Below are 15,905 nucleotides of genomic sequence, written 5' to 3' on the forward strand. Positions count from 1 at the left end.
GGGGTGTTGTCCACGAAATTGGTGATCAGCCAGTTCAGGTTCTGTGCGGCCTGGCTCATCTGGTTCAACTCAACGCTCCTGGTGATCTGCGCCGTTGCCGTCGCTGCGGCCACCGAAACTATCGAATCCGGGCTGCTGGGCACCATGCTGGGAGCCCGGCTGGTTGGAGGCCTGCTCGGCCCCGGCCCGGCGGCCCTGCTGGATGCCGCGGCGCAGGTTGGTCAGCCGGCCGCGGACCTCCTCGGGGGCCCGGGAGACCTGGGGACCGGTCAGCGGCGAGGCCTCGGCGGTGCCGGAGACCAGGTTCGCCTGCGGCGTCCGCCGGGGCAGGCCCGACATGGTGACGCCGTTGGTCGAGGGCTCGCGGACCTGCTCGGCACGGCGCCAGCGCTCGTCGTTGGCGGACGGGCGCCAGGGCGCGTCACCCTCGCCGGGCATCGGCTGCTGCGGACCCTGCGGGTGCGGCTGCTGCTGGGCCTGCTGGGGCTGGTGCTGCTGGCCCGGCTGCGGCTGCTGGTGCTGCTGCGGGGCCTGCTGACGGCCCGGCTGCTGGGGCCGGCCCTGCTGGAACTCCGGCGCGGAGGTGCCGGGGCGACGCGGCTGGTACGACTGCTGCCGCGCCTGCTGCTCGGCCTCGGCCTGCGCGTACCAGGACTGCTGGTCGGCGGGCTGCTGACCGGCGGCCGGCAGCGCCATCGGCTCCTGGTACGGCAGCGGCTGCGGCTGCTGCTGCGGGGCCTGCTCCTGGCGCACCGGCTCCGGGCGCGCCGGGTTCGGCACGTTCGGCAGCACCGGCTCGACCAGGCCGAGGCCCAGCGGGTCGCGCGGGTCGATCTGGCTGGCCTCGAAGCGCGGACGGGCGAACTGCTGGGTGCTCTCCACCGGCGCCGGCTCGGCCGACGGCAGCGGCTGGGGCTGCTGCTGGGCCTGCGGCGGCAGCTGGGGCTGGCGGTCGCGCTGCGGCGCCTCCGGGCCCGGGCGCTGCGGACGGCGCGGACCCTGGGCACCGGGACGGCCGGGGGCACCCTGGGCGCCCGGGCCCTGACGGCCGGGGGCGCGCTGCGGCAGGCCGTCCTGCGGACGGTTGCCCGGGCGGGCACCCTGCTGCGGGGCGCCGGGACCGCCGGGGCGGCCGTGCTGGGGCTGTTCGCCGGTCCGGGGACCCGGACCGCCGTCGGGCGCGCCGGCGGGGCGCGGCCGCTCCTGGCCGGGCCGGGGCTGACCGGGCTGCGGCCGGCCCTGCTGGCCCTGGCCGGGCTGCTGCGGGGCCTGCGGCTGGCGGTCGCGGCGGGGCAGGCCGTTCGGTCCCGCCTGCGGCGGGCCCTGGTGGCCGGGGGTGCGCTGCGGCAGGCCGCCCTGCGGCGACTGCTGCGACTGCTGCGGCTGCTGCTGGGCCTGCGGCGACTGCTGCGACTGCTGCGGCTGCTGCTGGGCCTGCGGCGACTGCTGGGGCTGCTGGGCCTGCTGCGGCTGGGGGGCGGGCTGTCGGCCCTGGCCAGCCGGCGGGACGACGGGGTTCTCCCGCAGCGACTTGCCGACCTGGCGGGTCGGCAGACCGCCGGGGCGACCGCCGGGCGCACCCGGACCGCCCTGCCCACCCGGGCCGGCCTGTCCGCCGGGACCGCCCTGTCCGCCGGGACCGGCCGGAGCGGCCGGGCCGCCCTGGCCGCCCTGGCCGAGCTGCGGGCGCCCGCCCTGCGGAGCACCGCCGCCCGGGCCCTGGCCGAGCGCGGCCGGACCGTTCTGACGGCCGGGCTGCATCTGGCGCTGCTGGCGCGGCGTCGGGGCGACCCCGCGCTGCTGCTGCTTGGCCTGCGCGGCGCCGCCGCGGCCGGTGGGGCGGCGGTCGCCGGAGTTGGTGACGTCCACCGGGAGCATGACCAGCGCGGTGGTGCCGCCGGAGTCGCTGGGGCGCAGCTGGATGCGGATGCCGTGGCGCAGCGACAGGCGGCCGACCACGAAGAGGCCCATGCGGCGGGAGACGGAGACGTCCACCGTCGGCGGGTTGGCGAGGCGCTCGTTGATCTCGGCGAGGTCGTCGGGGCTCAGGCCGATGCCGGTGTCGTGGATCTCGACCAGCACGCGGCCGTCCGGCAGCGCGTGGCCGGTGACCCGGACGCGGGTCTGCGGGCTGGAGAACGAGGTGGCGTTCTCGAGCAGCTCGGCGAGCAGGTGGACGAGGTCGTTGACGACGCGGCCGGCGACCTCGGCCGACGGTACGGCGGCGAGCTCGATGCGCTCGTACTGCTCCACCTCGGACGCGGCGGCGCGGAGCACGTCGACCAGCGGGACGGGGCGGGTCCAACGGCGGCCCGGGTCCTCACCGGCGAGGACGAGGAGGTTTTCGCCGTTGCGGCGCATGCGGGTCGCGAGGTGGTCCAGCTTGAAGAGGTTGGCCAGCTGGTCCGGGTCCGCCTCGCGGCTCTCCAGCTCGGAGATGAGCGACAGCTGGCGCTGGATGAGGCCCTGGCTGCGGCGGGAGAGGTTGGTGAACATCGCGTTGATGTTGCCGCGGAGGAGGGCCTGCTCGGCGGCGAGGCGGACGGCCTCGCTGTGCACCATGTCGAAGGCGTGCGCCACGTGGCCGATCTCGTCGGCGGAGTCGACGGCGACCGGCTCCACCGTGGTGTCGACGTCGTGCGGGTCGCTCTCGGAGAGGGTCTTGACCAGCTCGGGCAGGCGGCGCTCGGCGACGTCCTCGGCCGCGGCCTGCAGACGGGTCAGCGAGCGCACCATCGAGCGGGCGATCAGACCGGCGCCACCGAGGGCGACGAGCAGCACCAGGGCGATGGCGACACCGATGATCAGGGCGTCCGTGTCGGCCTGGGACTGCAGGTCCTGGGCCTTGCCGTCCAGGTTCTCGATGAGCTTGGACTCGATCCGGCGCTCGGCGGAGATCTTGGCGCTGGACTTCTCGTACCAGTCCTTGTAGCTGACCGGCTCGGTCTGGTGGATGCCGCCCTGGGTGAGGATCGTCTGGGCGTAGCGGTCGGCGTCGGCGACGACGCCGTTGTAGCTCAGCTGGCTGCGCAGGTTGTCCAGGTCGTGCGCGGTGTAGATGTTGTTGAAGCTGGCGATCGCGTTGTCGTACGACAGGCGCAGGCGGATACCGAAGGACTCGTCGCTCAGGCTGAGGTCGGGGGCCTTGGGGTTGGCGAGCGCGGCGCTGATCAGGGCCCGCTGCTGCGAGGTGGCGTTCTTGGCGAGCGAGAACTGCTGCAGCGCGCGGGTGGAGACGACCAGGTCCTTGTTGTTGGACGCGAGCGCGATGTCCTGGGTGATGGACAGCAGGTCGCGGATGATCACGTCGTAGGCGGTGATCGTCGACTGGATGTTCTGGTTGTTCTGGTACGGCAGGCTGCGGGTGTCCGCGATCGAGTTGAGGTCCTTGCGGATCTGCAGCAGCAGCGCCTTTCCGCCGGACAGTTCGAGGTTCTCGAACTTGTCGGAGGAGGCGGTGAAGGTGCGGCTCAGGTCGTCGGTGGCCTTGCGGGCGGCGACGATGTCGTCGTCCAGCTGGGCGCTCGGCTTGTCCGTGATCGGGCCGGCGCTGATGTCGCGCTCGGTCTGCAGCGCGTCCGCGAGGTTGGTCGCCTTCTTGGCCAGGTCGGACAGGTTGGCCATCTGGGCGAGTTGCTGCGAGTTCTCCATCGAGGTCTGGATACGCAGGCCACCGAGGACCAGCGCGACCATGACGGGGAGGGCGAGCAGGGCGATCAGTCGGGTGCGGATGCGCCAGTTGCGCATCGCGAGCCGGTTCAGACCGGTGGCCCGGCGCCGGGTCAGGGAGGTCCGGAGCTTGTCCCGTGCGGACTTGCGCTCCTGACCGTCGTCCTCCGGTCGGCCGACGGCCTCGGGCGGCACCGGCCCGGTCGGGCCGCCGGGCGCCGCCGCCTGTTGGGGGGCTGCCACAGGCTCACGCGACTCCGGGTTACCCGCGGCGCCGCTACCCCTTTTGAAACGTCCCTGCACTGGCGTCGCAACCTCTGGACCGGGCGTCCCGCCGCGTCGCCACGGCCTGGACGGTGTCGAGTTTCCATCCGCCTCCCGGCCGGTCCGGGAGAGCGGGTCACCGGGGTGGACCACTCCCTACCCACGGTCCGTCGCATTCCAGCACAGCCGGGGAATCCCAACAAGGGCCGCAGGAACCCGGCGCCCGGCGCTACCGAACGCTTGCGGCATCTCACTGACTGTGCGGTAACCGGACCGGAATACCGCCTTTTTCGGACACTCGCCGGATACATGCCAAGCAGACCGTAGATCGAAAAGAGTCACAGACCTTCCGGAATGCCCGATATCGGCTGAATGTCGGAATATTCCGGTGCGGCGATATGTCGGATATTTTCGCTTTGCTCAGCATTTTGTGAGCAAAATCACAGTCTAATGTGTAGCTTTGGTCACGGTCTCTATGGAAAGAGATCTCGTAATCTGGCTGTCTCCGGAGCACGGCCGCGTTCAGCCTGCCCAGAACCCCTCCGAATCAATCGGAATCACTCAGGCCGGCGCCGATCCGCCGCGGATCCGCCCGGCCGCGAACACCGAGGTGCTGTCGATGTCCCAGACGAAGAAGGCCACCACGTCCACGCTGTCCAGCCGCCCCACGGCGAACCCGCGCCGGACGACGCTGGCCTCGGTCGAGGACTTCAGCAAGATCCCGGGCGCCCGCAAGCCCGAGGACGTCGTGACCTACGGCACCGAGCTGCCGGCCAGCACCGCCAACCCGCGGCGCGTCCAGCTGATGGTCGCCCCGGTCGTCGTCGTCCAGGACTGACGCCGGAACGCGTTCGTACGAGGGCACCCCGCCGCACCGCGGCCGGGTGCCCTCGCGCGTACCGGCCCCGCGGCCGATCCGTCCCAACCGCGCTGAACAGGGGCAAAGCGGTCAGCCGGGGCCCCACGCGATAGCCTGGAGGCCGATTGACGGGGCCGCGCCCACCCGTGGGCGGCGGCCCACCAGCGCCCGGGCGCGCCCCGGGCGGCCGACGAAGCGAGGGGTAGCCCAGCCGTGCGCATTGCCAGGTTTTCCGTCCGGGAAGGGAGTCCTGCCGCCGGCAGCGTCTCCTTCGGCGTGGTGGAGGGCGACCCTTCCCAGCCCGACTCGCTGGTCGTCCACGCGCTGGCCGGCCACCCGTTCGGCCAGCCCCAGCCCACCGGCGAGAGCTACCGCTTCCAGGACGTCCGGCTGCTCAGCCCGATGCTCCCGAACAAGATCGTGGCGGTCGGCCGGAACTACGCGGCGCACGCCGAGGAGCTGGGCAACCGGGTCCCGGACGTCCCGCTGACCTTCTTCAAGCCGTCCACGGCGGTGATCGGCCCGACCGAGAGCATCGCGTACCCGCCGTTCTCCTCGGACGTCCAGCACGAGGCCGAACTGGCCGTGGTGATCGGCCGGATGTGCCGCGAGGTGCCGCTGGAGCGGGTGCCCGAGGTGATCCTCGGCTACACCTGCGCCAACGACGTCACCGCCCGGGACGTCCAGCAGCGCGAGGGCCAGTGGGCCCGGGCCAAGGGCTTCGACACCTCCTGCCCGCTGGGCCCGTGGATCGAGACCGACCTGGACCCGAGCGACCTGGCCGTCACCTGCACGGTCAACGGCGAGCTCCGCCAGGCCGGCCGCACCTCCCTGATGGTCCGCTCGGTCGCCGAGCTGATCGTCCACATCTCCGAGGCCATGACGCTGCTGCCCGGCGACGTCATCCTCACCGGCACGCCCGCAGGGGTGGGCCCCCTCAACGTCGGCGACGAGGTCGCCGTCTCCATCGAAGGCATCGGCACTCTCACCAACAAGGTGATCAAGCGTGGCTAACACTGACCCGGCCGTCCGGGTTCGCTTCTGTCCCTCCCCGACCGGCAACCCCCACGTGGGCCTGGTCCGCACCGCCCTCTTCAACTGGGCCTTCGCCCGCCACAACGGCGGCACGCTGGTCTTCCGGATCGAGGACACCGACTCCGCCCGCGACTCCGAGGAGTCGTACGGCCAGCTGCTCGACGCCATGCGCTGGCTCGGCTTCGACTGGGACGAGGGCCCGGAGGTCGGCGGCCCGCACGAGCCGTACCGCCAGTCGCAGCGGATGGACATCTACGCCGACGTCGCCCGTCGCCTGCACGAGGCCGGCCACGCCTACCACTGCTACTGCAGCACCGAGGAGCTGGACGCCCGCCGCGAGGCCGCCCGCGCGGCCGGCAAGCCCTCCGGCTACGACGGCCACTGCCGCGAGCTGACCGACGACCAGGTGGCCGTCTACAAGCTGGAGAAGCGCGAGCCGATCCTGCGCTTCCGGATGCCCGACAAGACGATCTCCTTCGACGACGTGGTGCGCGGCACGCTCACCTTCGAGCCGGAGAACGTGCCGGACTACGGCATCGTCCGGGCCAACGGCGCCCCGCTGTACACCCTGGTCAACCCGGTGGACGACGCCCTGATGGGCATCACCCACGTGCTGCGCGGCGAGGACCTGCTGTCCTCCACCCCGCGGCAGATCGCGCTGTACGCCGCGCTCGCCGAGATCGGCGTGGGCAACGGCACCACCCCGCGCTTCGGCCACCTGCCGTACGTGATGGGCGAGGGCAACAAGAAGCTCTCCAAGCGCGACCCGCAGTCCTCGCTCAACCTGTACCGCGAGCGCGGCTTCATCCCCGAGGGCCTGCTCAACTACCTGTCCCTGCTGGGCTGGTCGCTGGCCGAGGACCGCGACATCTTCGACATCGACGAGATGGTCGCCGCCTTCGACATCACCAAGGTGAACGCCAACCCGGCCCGCTTCGACCTGAAGAAGTGCGAGGCGATCAACGCCGAGCACGTCCGGAAGCTGGCCCCGGAGGACTTCGCCGCCCGCCTGGTGCCGTTCCTGCAGACCGCCGGGCTGCTGCCGGCCGAGCCGACCGCCGAGCAGCTGGACGTGCTCGCCAAGGTCGCGCCGCTCACCCAGGAGCGGATGGTCGTGCTGAGCGAGATCGTGAACATGGCCGGCTTCCTGTTCGTCGCGCCGGAGGACTTCGCCCTCGACCCGGACGACGCCGCCAAGGTGCTGACCGCGGACGCCCGCCCGGTGCTGGAGGCCAGCGTCAAGGCGCTGGAGGAGCTCGCGGACTTCACCCCGGAGCCGATCCAGGCCGCGCTGCGCGCGGCGCTGGTGGAGGGGCTGGGCATCAAGCCCAAGTTCGCCTTCACGCCGCTGCGGGTGGCCGTCACGGGCCGCCGGGTCTCGCCGCCGCTCTTCGAGTCCATGGAGCTGCTGGGCCGCCCCGAGACGCTGCGCCGCCTGCGCGCCGCCCTGGACGCCGTGCCGGCCGCCTGAGCGGGCCGCTGAGCAGGCCGCGGGCCCGGCTCCGTGCCGGGCCCGCGGCGTACCCGGAGGTCATCCGCCGGCCTCCCCGCCGCTGCCTGGGGTTATCGATTTTGGAGCCAGGGCCGACGTCGGGTAATGTTCTTTCTGCGCCGCCCGGGAGGGAACGGACGAGGGAGCGAAAGCCCCCCGGCCGGGACCGAACGAGAGGCGCAACGCCTGAGAAGATCCCGACGAGGGTTCAACTCTGGTGGGGTATGGTGTAATTGGCAGCACGAGTGATTCTGGTTCATTTAGTCTAGGTTCGAGTCCTGGTACCCCAGCGCAGTACGCAGTAACAGCAGTACCGCAGGAAAACTGAAGATCAAGCCCCCGTTGTGTAGCGGCCTAGCACGCTGCCCTCTCACGGCAGTAGCGCCGGTTCGAATCCGGTCGGGGGTACTGATCCCGCAAGGGATCGCACGGATCCCGCAAGGGATCACCTGGAAAGCCCCCGTTGTGTAGCGGCCTAGCACGCTGCCCTCTCACGGCAGTAGCGCCGGTTCGAATCCGGTCGGGGGTACTGATCCCGCAAGGGATCGCCAGGATGCCCCCGTTGTGTAGCGGCCTAGCACGCTGCCCTCTCACGGCAGTAGCGCCGGTTCGAATCCGGTCGGGGGTACTTCAGAGCAGGAAGCCGGTGGGCTCGCCCATCGGCCCTTGCTTTGTGTTGGGGTATGGTGTAATTGGCAGCACGAGTGATTCTGGTTCATTTAGTCTAGGTTCGAGTCCTGGTACCCCAGCCAGAAAAGGAAGGCCCCGGCCAACGGGGTCTTTTTTGTTTTCCCGGCCGCATTCCGGCCGGATGTCCGAAGGGCCCCACTCGCGTGCGAGCGGGGCCCTTTCGGTGTTCGGTGGGGGAAGGTCTTCGGTGGGGACGGGTGGGGGCGGGTGGGGGATTCCGCCGGGCAGCGGGGGTCAGCTGCGGCGGAGGGCCTCGGTGAGCCGGTTCGCGGCCTCGATGATGGCCTGGGCGTGCAGCCGGCCCGGGTGGCGGGTCAGGCGCTCGATCGGGCCGGAGACGGAGACGGCGGCCACCACGCGGTTGGAGGGGCCGCGGACGGGCGCGGAGACGGACGCGACGCCCGGCTCGCGCTCGCCGATCGACTGGGCCCAGCCGCGCCGCCGGACGCCGCTCAGCGCGGTGGCGGTGAAGCGGGCGCCCTGGAGGCCGCGGTGGAGCCGCTCGGGCTCCTCCCAGGCCAGCAGGACCTGGGCGGCCGAGCCGGCCTTCATCGGCAGGGTGCTGCCGACCGGGACGGTGTCCCGCAGGCCGGAGAGCCGCTCGGCGGCGGCGACGCAGATCCGCATCTCGCCCTGGCGGCGGTAGAGCTGTGCGCTCTCGCCGGTGACGTCGCGCAGGTGGGTCAGGACCGGGCCCGCGGTGGCGAGCAGCCGGTCCTCGCCCGCCGCGGCGGAGAGTTCGGACAGGCGGGGACCGAGGATGAAGCGTCCCTGCATGTCTCTGGTGACGAGACGGTGGTGTTCGAGTGCGACGGCGAGTCTGTGTGCCGTGGGGCGCGCCAGACCGGTGGCGGCGACCAGCCCCGCCAACGTGGCGGGGCCCGACTCCAGTGCGCTCAGCACCAGAGCGGCCTTGTCGAGAACGCCGACGCCGCTAGTGTTGTCCATGCCCTAAGACTGCAGTCTCAGTCCGCGAGACGCAAGTTCAATCTTCCGAGAAAAGCGCCACTCTGGATGCAGCAGCCCGGGAGACATCCAGGATGGGGCCTCGTCCGAGTGTCCGCATCGTGGACAGCGATCCGGCGTGCAGGTCGTGCGGAAGCGCCCCCCACCGGGTGGCGCACGTTCTGACCTCGACGACACGAGAAGGCCGGCAACGCGGCCGGCTGGAGGGAATCCGATGGGACGGACACTCGCAGAGAAGGTCTGGGACGACCACGTCGTGCGGCGCGCGGAGGGCGAGCCCGACCTCCTCTTCATCGACCTGCACCTGCTCCACGAGGTCACCAGCCCGCAGGCCTTCGACGGGCTGCGACTGGCCGGCCGTACGGTCCGCCGCACCGACCTGACGATCGCCACCGAGGACCACAACACCCCCACCCTCGACATCGACAAGCCGATCGCCGACCCGGTCTCCAGGGTGCAGCTGGAGACGCTGCGCCGGAACGCCGCCGAGTTCGGCGTCCGGATCCACTCGCTGGGCGACGTCGAGCAGGGCGTCGTGCACGTCGTCGGCCCGCAGCTCGGCCTCACCCAGCCCGGTATGACCGTGGTCTGCGGCGACTCCCACACCTCCACCCACGGCGCCTTCGGCGCACTGGCGTTCGGCATCGGCACCAGCCAGGTCGAACACGTGCTGGCCACCCAGACCCTGCCGCTGGCCCCGTTCCGGACCATGGCGATCACCGTCGAGGGCGAACTGCCGGAGGGCGTCACCGCCAAGGACCTGATCCTGGCCGTCATCGCCAGGATCGGCACCGGCGGCGGCCAGGGCTACGTCCTGGAGTACCGCGGTTCGGCGATCCGGGGCCTGTCCATGGAGGCCCGGATGACCATCTGCAACATGTCGATCGAGGCGGGCGCCCGGGCCGGCATGATCGCCCCGGACGAGACCACCTTCGCCTACCTGGAGGGCCGCCCGCACGCCCCGCAGGGCGAGGACTGGGACGCCGCCGTCGCGTACTGGAAGACCCTGGGCACCGACGAGGACGCGGTCTTCGACCACGAGATCTTCATCGACGCGAGCGAGCTGAGCCCGTTCGTCACCTGGGGCACCAACCCCGGTCAGGGCGCCCCGCTGGGCTCGAACGTGCCGGACCCGGCCTCCTTCGCCGACCCGCAGGAGCGCGCGGCCGCCGAGAACGCCCTGGCGTACATGGGCCTGGAGGCCGGCACCCCGCTGCGCGAGGTGAAGGTCGACGCCGTCTTCGTCGGCTCCTGCACCAACGGCCGGATCGAGGACCTGCGGGCCGCCGCCGCCCTGCTGGAGGGCCGCCGGATCGCCGAGGGCGTACGGATGCTGGTGGTCCCCGGTTCCGTACGGGTCGCCCTGCAGGCCGTCGAGGAGGGCCTGGACAAGGTGTTCACCGCGGCCGGTGCCGAGTGGCGCCACGCGGGCTGCTCGATGTGCCTGGGCATGAACCCCGACCAGCTGGCCCCGGGCGAGCGCTGCGCCTCCACCTCGAACCGCAACTTCGAGGGCCGGCAGGGCAAGGGCGGCCGCACCCACCTGGTCTCCCCGCAGGTCGCCGCCGCGACCGCCGTGCTGGGCCGCCTCGCCGCCCCCGCCGACCTGACCGCCGCCGACCCGGCGGACACCGACGTTGCCGTGGAGGCCTGAGCCATGGAGAAGTTCACCACCCACACCGGCCGGGCCGTCCCGCTGCGCCGCAGCAACGTGGACACCGACCAGATCATCCCGGCCCACTGGCTCAAGAAGGTCACCCGATCCGGTTTCGAGGACGGCCTGTTCGAAGCCTGGCGCAAGGACGAGTCGTTCGTCTTCAACCGCCCCGAGCGGCAGGGCGCCACCGTCCTGGTGGCCGGCCCCGAGTTCGGCACCGGCTCCTCCCGCGAGCACGCCGTCTGGGCGCTGCAGAACTACGGCTTCCACGCGGTCATCTCCTCGCGCTTCGCCGACATCTTCCGGGGCAACTCCCTGAAGAACGGTCTGCTGACCGTCGTCCTGCCGCAGGAGACCGTGGAGCGGCTCTGGGCGCTCACTGAGAGTGACCCTTCGGCGGAGATCACCGTTGACCTGGAGGCGCGCGAAGTGCGCGCCGAGGGTGTCACCGCGGCCTTCGAACTGGACGACAACGTCCGGTGGCGGCTGCTCAACGGCCTGGACGACATCAGCATCACGCTGCAGAACGAGGCCGACATCTCGGCCTTCGAGGCGACCCGCCCGGCCTTCAAGCCCCGTACTCTGCCGGTCGCCTGAGTTCCCCTCAGAACAAGCATTCTGACGATCCGCCGGATGGCCCGCGCCCCCCTCGGGGGGGCCGGGCCATCCGTCGTTCCGGAGCACGAGTTAGCGCCGCGGCCCGCCCCGGATTGCCCATTTGGCTTTGCGGAAGAGGGGCCCGCGCAAGTACAACTGCGGGTAGATGGCACAATCAGTACATGCACCGGCACCATGAACCTCCGTACGCGGGCGGCGAACCCGCGGCTGAGGACTCCAGGGGCCGGCCATCCGAACGCCGAATTGACGACCGGCCGGACGTCACCTCCGCGCCAGCTGAGGAGCCGGACGACCAGGAAGTCGCAGCGCTCTACGCGCTCGTGGCCGAGCGGTTGAAGCAAGCTCACGCCCGCGTGCATGCGCTGAACGTGTCTGCCGATGCAAAGACCGCTCTCACCCGTCAACTCCTCATCGTCACCGAGACCGCCAAGCGCGATCTTCCGGAGGCGGCAAGGCGGTTGAGTCGCTTTGTACATGACCTCGACGAGGGGCCCCCGCCGCTCCGCTGAGGTCGCCGACGCGCAAATCCATTGCGACACTAGGGTGATTCGCGCGTTTGGTAATTGAAAGTCCGCAGATACATACCTAACGTGCGAAAAGAACGGATGGAATCATCCGGCGCCCGTTTCCGAAGGGGAAGACGTGAACAAGGCTCAGCTTGTCGAAGCGGTGGCCGAGCAGCTGGGCGGTCGCAAGGCTGCCGCAGAGGCTGTCGACGCAGTGCTCGACACCATGGTCCGTGCCGTCGTGGCCGGTGACCGGGTTTCGGTCACCGGTTTCGGCACCTTCGAGAAGGTGGAGCGCTCCGCGCGCTTCGCCCGCAACCCGCAGACCGGCGAGCGGGTCAAGGTCAAGAAGACCTCGGTCCCCCGCTTCCGCCCCGGCCAGGGCTTCAAGGACCTGGTCAGCGGCAGCAAGAAGCTGCCGAAGGAGGGCCCCTCGGTGAAGAAGGCCCCCAAGGGCTCCCTCACCCCGGGCAAGACCGGTGTGGCTGCCACCCCGGCCGCCAAGCGCGCCGCCACCAAGCGGGCCACCGCCGCCGCTGCCGCCGCCGCTCCGGCCACCAAGAAGGCCGCCGCGAAGAAGACGGCCACCACGGCCGCCGCCAAGAAGACCACGGCCACCACCGCGAAGAAGGCGGCCACGGCCAAGAAGACCGCGGTGAAGGCCACCGCCGCGAAGACCACCGCGGCCAAGAAGGCGACCACCACCGCGGCCGCGACCAAGAAGACGGCCGCCGCCAAGAAGGCGACCACCACGGCCGCCGCCAAGAAGACCACCGCGACCGCCAAGAAGGCGACCGCGACGGCCAAGAAGACGGCTCCGGCGAAGAAGACCGCCACCCGCAAGACCACCGCGCGCAAGACCTCTGCCAAGTAGGTCCCGCGCGGCCGTCCCCGGACGGCCTTCGGTCAAGAGCCGCGGCACCCTCCCGTGCATTCACGGGCACCGGTTGCCGCGGCTCTTCCGCTTTCCGGGCGCTTAGTCAGGATCGCGGGGCGTGCGGCGGGACCGGGCGGTCGACGGTCGGCGGGCCCGGCGGCCGGGCATCCCGCGGGCGGTCAGCCCTCGGCGGGGTCGGGGAAGGTCTGCAGCGTCACGAAGACCACCCGGCGGGCCTCGCCGGCGCCCTCGGTACGGATCCGCACCCGCTGGCCCGGGCGCAGCAGCCGCAGGCCGCCGGCGTCGAAGGCGGCCGCGTCGAACGGCACCGGGGTCCCGTCGTCGAGCAGCACGGAGCCGGCCCGGGTGGCGGGGTCGAAGGTGAACGCGGTGGCCTGCATGGCAGCAGCATAGCGAGCGGACCGGCGCCGGCCCGGGGCCGGTGGGCCGTCGACCGGCCGCCGGAACGGGCTGAGGACGCGTTCAGAACGGGTTCAGGGCGGGCTCAGGACAGGCTCAGCCGGGCGAACAGCGCACTGGTGTGCGGACCGAGGCCGAGCGCCGCGGCCTCCCCGAGGTCGGTACCGGTGTCGACGTCCCGGCGCACCGACTCCACGTCCGCGAGCCGCAGTTCGAGCGCCCCGCCGGCCGCGTGCCGGGCCCGCGAGCCGTCCCCGAAGGCGGGGGAGAGCGGGCGCCCGGGGGCGCAGGCGAGCAGGGTGGTGCCGAGGCCGGGGGAGTCCGGCAGGAAGGCCCGGCCGTCCGGCGGCACCGCGCCCAGCACCCGGGCGAGTTCGGCCGGGCGCAGGGCGGGCAGGTCCGCCGAGAGGGCGGCGAGCGGGGCCGCCGGGGCGAGCGCCAGGGCGGCCGACGCGCCGTGCGCCAGCGCCAGGTTGAGGCCGCCGCCCGGCTCGTCGGCGACCACCAGCGCGCCCAGCGCGGCCAGCCGGGCACCGGCCGTGGCGTCCCTGGTGACCACCAGGACGCGGGCGACGCCCGGGGTGGCCAGCGCCGCGGTGACGGTGTCGAGCGCGAACGACATGGCCAGGTCGGCCCGGTGCGGCCCGGCGTACGGGGCGAGTCTGCTCTTCGCCAGCGCGAGCGGCTTGAGCGGGAGCACCAGCGACCAGCCGGCGGTGGGTGCGGCGGGCGCGACGGGCCCGCTGGGGCGTACGGTGTCCTGGGTCATCGGCGTCATTGTGTCGCCGGTCCCGGAGCCCTCGCCAGGCCGTCCGAGCTGTGCGGACGTGCGTTTGATCACGCCCGCCCGGCGGGTTGGCGCGGCCGCTCGACAGCCGGTGAGCGGGCGGGCGACACTGTTCCGCGCCCGTGGCCCGGGCACCGCTGGCACCGGTGCGCGGCACCGGGAGGCCATGACGGCGGCACTCCACGTGTCGCACTCGGATGAGAAGGAGCTGGGGTGGCCCGCCGCTCGTACGCCAAGTTCGGCAACGCCGACTACGGCATCTGGTACCGCTTCGCGGCCGTGCTGGTGAAGCCGGTGACGACCGCCCTGGTGAAGCCCGACTGGCGGGGCTGGGAGCACATCCCGGAGGAAGGCGGTTTCATCGCCGCCGTGAACCACAATTCGATCATCGATCCGGTGATCTACGCGCACTGGCAGTACAACAGTGGACGCCCGCCGCGCATTCTCGGCAAGTCCTCGCTGTTCTCGATTCCCTTCATCGGATTCATGCTGCGCAAGACCGGTCAGATTCCGGTGTTCCGCGAGTCGACCGACGCCGCGGCTGCGTTCCGGGCCGCGATCGACGCCGTCAACAGCGGCCAGTGCGTGCAGTTCTACCCGGAGGGAACGCTCACCCGGGACCCGGACCTGTGGCCGATGACCGGCAAGAGCGGTGTCGCCCGGGTCGCGCTGATGACCGGCGCGCCGGTCATCCCGGTCGCCCACTGGGGCGCCCACGAGATCATCCCGCCGTACGGCCGGACCGGCTTCGGGAAGGGCAAGTTCAACCTCTTCCCCCGCCACCGGGTGACCGTCGCGGCCGGCCCGGCCGTGGACCTGAGCAAGTACCGGGGCCAGGAGCTCACCGCCCAGGTGCTCGCCGACGCGACCGAGGACATCATGACGGCGATCACCGAGGTGCTGGCCGAGGTCCGCGGCGAGCGGCCGCCGGCCGAGCGCTACGACATGCGCAGGGCCGCCCGGGAGCGCGCCGCGGCGGCGCTGGCCGAGCGCCGGCGCGCCAAGGGCGAGCGGAGCATCGGCACCGAGGAGGCCGGCAAGTGACCCGCTGCGCCGTGATGGGGACCGGATCCTGGGGCACCGCCTTCGCGATGGTGCTCGCCGACGCCGGCTGCGAGGTCGTGCTGTGGGCCCGCCGCCAGGAGCTGGTGGACGCCGTCAACTCCACGCACGAGAACCCGGACTACCTGCCGGGCGTCCGGCTGCCCGACTCGGTGCGGGCCACCACCGACGCCGCCGAGGCGCTGGCCGGCGCCGACTTCGCCGTCCTGGTGGTGCCCTCGCAGACGCTGCGCGACAACCTGGCCGCCTGGACGCCGCTGATCGAGCCGCAGACCGTGCTGGTGAGCCTGATGAAGGGCATCGAGCTCGGCACCGCCAAGCGGATGAGCGAGGTCATCGACGAGGTCACCAAGGTCGGCCCGGAGCGCGTCGCGGTGGTCAGCGGGCCCAACCTGGCCAAGGAGATCGCCAACCGGCAGCCCGCGGCGAGCGTCGTCGCCTGCACCGACGAGGCGGTCGCCAAGCGGCTCCAGGCGGCCTGCCACACGCCGTACTTCCGGCCGTACACCAACACCGACGTGGTGGGCTGCGAGCTCGGCGGCGCGGTCAAGAACGTGATCGGCCTGGCGGTCGGCATGGCGGCCGGCATGGGGCTCGGCGACAACACCAAGGCGACGCTGATCACCCGCGGGCTGGCCGAGACCACCCGGCTCGGCGAGGTGCTGGGCGCCGACCCGCACACCTTCGCGGGGCTCGCCGGGATGGGCGACCTGGTCGCCACCTGCTCCTCGCCGCTGTCCCGCAACAACACCTTCGGCATGAACCTGGGCCGGGGCATGTCGCTCGCCGAGACCATCGCGGCCACCCGGCAGACCGCCGAGGGCGTCAAGTCCTGCGAGTCGGTGCTGGACCTGGCCCGGCGCAACGGGGTCGACATGCCGATCGTCGAGGCCGTGGTGGAGGTCGTGCACAACGGGCGGCCGACCCAGGAGGCGCTGCAGACGCTGATGTCGCGCTCGGCGAAGGCGGAGCGGCGGCGCTGACGGCCCGGGAAGGCGGCCCG

Annotated in this window: 13 protein-coding genes, 5 tRNA genes and 1 pseudogene; 14 read left to right on the forward strand and 5 right to left on the reverse strand. The window is 72.0% G+C overall.

The features are described from left to right. Together IE332_RS32325 and IE332_RS42065 are read right to left on the reverse strand one after the other, a co-directional pair. Nucleotides 1–68 (reverse strand): annotated as a pseudogene (locus IE332_RS32325) (roadblock/LC7 domain-containing protein); the annotation flags it as partial. Between the two features lies 1 nt (nucleotide 69). Beyond that, nucleotides 70–3,912, reverse strand: coding sequence for a sensor histidine kinase (locus tag IE332_RS42065; protein ID WP_268256654.1), 3,843 nt, complete (start codon nucleotides 3,910–3,912; stop codon nucleotides 70–72). Between the two features lie 640 nt (nucleotides 3,913–4,552). Between IE332_RS42065 and IE332_RS32335 the strand changes: the two genes are divergently transcribed. The 8 genes from IE332_RS32335 (at nucleotide 4,553) to IE332_RS32370 (ending at nucleotide 8,071) form a co-directional block, all read left to right on the forward strand. After that, complete coding sequence (locus tag IE332_RS32335; protein WP_189923461.1) at nucleotides 4,553–4,771, forward strand: hypothetical protein; 219 nt, start codon at nucleotides 4,553–4,555, stop codon at nucleotides 4,769–4,771. A gap of 234 nt (nucleotides 4,772–5,005) precedes the next feature. Next, the gene (locus IE332_RS32340) at nucleotides 5,006–5,806 is read left to right on the forward strand and encodes a fumarylacetoacetate hydrolase family protein (RefSeq protein WP_189923463.1); all 801 of its coding nucleotides are present in this window, start codon (nucleotides 5,006–5,008) and stop codon (nucleotides 5,804–5,806) included. After that, nucleotides 5,799–7,298: a glutamate--tRNA ligase gene (gltX, locus tag IE332_RS32345; protein WP_189923465.1), complete on the forward strand. Its 1,500-nt coding sequence runs from the start codon at nucleotides 5,799–5,801 to the stop codon at nucleotides 7,296–7,298. Before IE332_RS32340 ends, gltX begins: the two co-directional genes overlap by 8 nt. A gap of 239 nt (nucleotides 7,299–7,537) precedes the next feature. Next, nucleotides 7,538–7,609 (forward strand) — tRNA-Gln (locus IE332_RS32350). A gap of 45 nt (nucleotides 7,610–7,654) precedes the next feature. Beyond that, a tRNA-Glu gene (locus IE332_RS32355) sits at nucleotides 7,655–7,727 on the forward strand. 48 nt (nucleotides 7,728–7,775) lie between these two features. After that, a tRNA-Glu gene (locus tag IE332_RS32360) sits at nucleotides 7,776–7,848 on the forward strand. 26 nt (nucleotides 7,849–7,874) lie between these two features. Then, nucleotides 7,875–7,947, forward strand: a tRNA-Glu gene (locus IE332_RS32365). Between the two features lie 49 nt (nucleotides 7,948–7,996). Then, nucleotides 7,997–8,071: transfer RNA gene (locus IE332_RS32370), tRNA-Gln, on the forward strand. A gap of 172 nt (nucleotides 8,072–8,243) precedes the next feature. Here IE332_RS32370 and IE332_RS32375 read toward each other — a convergent pair. Further along, complete coding sequence (locus IE332_RS32375) at nucleotides 8,244–8,957, reverse strand: IclR family transcriptional regulator (RefSeq protein ID WP_030246527.1); 714 nt, start codon at nucleotides 8,955–8,957, stop codon at nucleotides 8,244–8,246. Nucleotides 8,958–9,189: 232 nt separating this feature from the next. On the opposite strand from IE332_RS32375, the gene leuC reads away from it, so the two are divergent. From leuC to IE332_RS32395, 4 genes are all read left to right on the forward strand, one after another. After that, a complete protein-coding gene (gene leuC, locus IE332_RS32380; RefSeq protein WP_189923467.1) occupies nucleotides 9,190–10,629 on the forward strand; it encodes a 3-isopropylmalate dehydratase large subunit in 1,440 nt (479 codons plus the stop codon). A gap of 3 nt (nucleotides 10,630–10,632) precedes the next feature. Then, entirely contained in the window at nucleotides 10,633–11,229 is a 597-nt protein-coding gene (leuD, locus tag IE332_RS32385; RefSeq protein ID WP_189923469.1) for a 3-isopropylmalate dehydratase small subunit, read from the forward strand. A 182-nt stretch (nucleotides 11,230–11,411) separates the two neighbouring features. After that, nucleotides 11,412–11,759, forward strand: coding sequence for an SCO5555 family protein (locus IE332_RS42500; protein ID WP_373313895.1), 348 nt, complete (start codon nucleotides 11,412–11,414; stop codon nucleotides 11,757–11,759). A 133-nt stretch (nucleotides 11,760–11,892) separates the two neighbouring features. Beyond that, a complete protein-coding gene (locus IE332_RS32395) occupies nucleotides 11,893–12,630 on the forward strand; it encodes an HU family DNA-binding protein (RefSeq protein ID WP_189923471.1) in 738 nt (245 codons plus the stop codon). 182 nt (nucleotides 12,631–12,812) lie between these two features. Here IE332_RS32395 and IE332_RS32400 read toward each other — a convergent pair whose 3' ends face one another. Then, nucleotides 12,813–13,034, reverse strand: coding sequence for a hypothetical protein (locus IE332_RS32400; RefSeq protein WP_189923473.1), 222 nt, complete (start codon nucleotides 13,032–13,034; stop codon nucleotides 12,813–12,815). Nucleotides 13,035–13,138: 104 nt separating this feature from the next. Next, nucleotides 13,139–13,822 carry a 2-phospho-L-lactate guanylyltransferase gene (gene cofC / locus IE332_RS32405; RefSeq protein ID WP_189923475.1) on the reverse strand — a complete coding sequence of 228 codons (684 nt, stop codon included), beginning with the start codon at nucleotides 13,820–13,822 and terminating at the stop codon, nucleotides 13,139–13,141. A 231-nt stretch (nucleotides 13,823–14,053) separates the two neighbouring features. On the opposite strand from cofC, the gene IE332_RS32410 reads away from it, so the two are divergent. Next, nucleotides 14,054–14,884, forward strand: coding sequence for a lysophospholipid acyltransferase family protein (locus IE332_RS32410; protein ID WP_189923477.1), 831 nt, complete (start codon nucleotides 14,054–14,056; stop codon nucleotides 14,882–14,884). Then, a complete protein-coding gene (locus IE332_RS32415) occupies nucleotides 14,881–15,885 on the forward strand; it encodes an NAD(P)H-dependent glycerol-3-phosphate dehydrogenase (RefSeq protein ID WP_268256655.1) in 1,005 nt (334 codons plus the stop codon). Before IE332_RS32410 ends, IE332_RS32415 begins: the two co-directional genes overlap by 4 nt. Nucleotides 15,886–15,905: the final 20 nt, after the last annotated feature.

The organism is Kitasatospora xanthocidica, from assembly GCF_014656195.1.
Lineage (GTDB): Bacteria > Actinomycetota > Actinomycetes > Streptomycetales > Streptomycetaceae > Kitasatospora > Kitasatospora xanthocidica.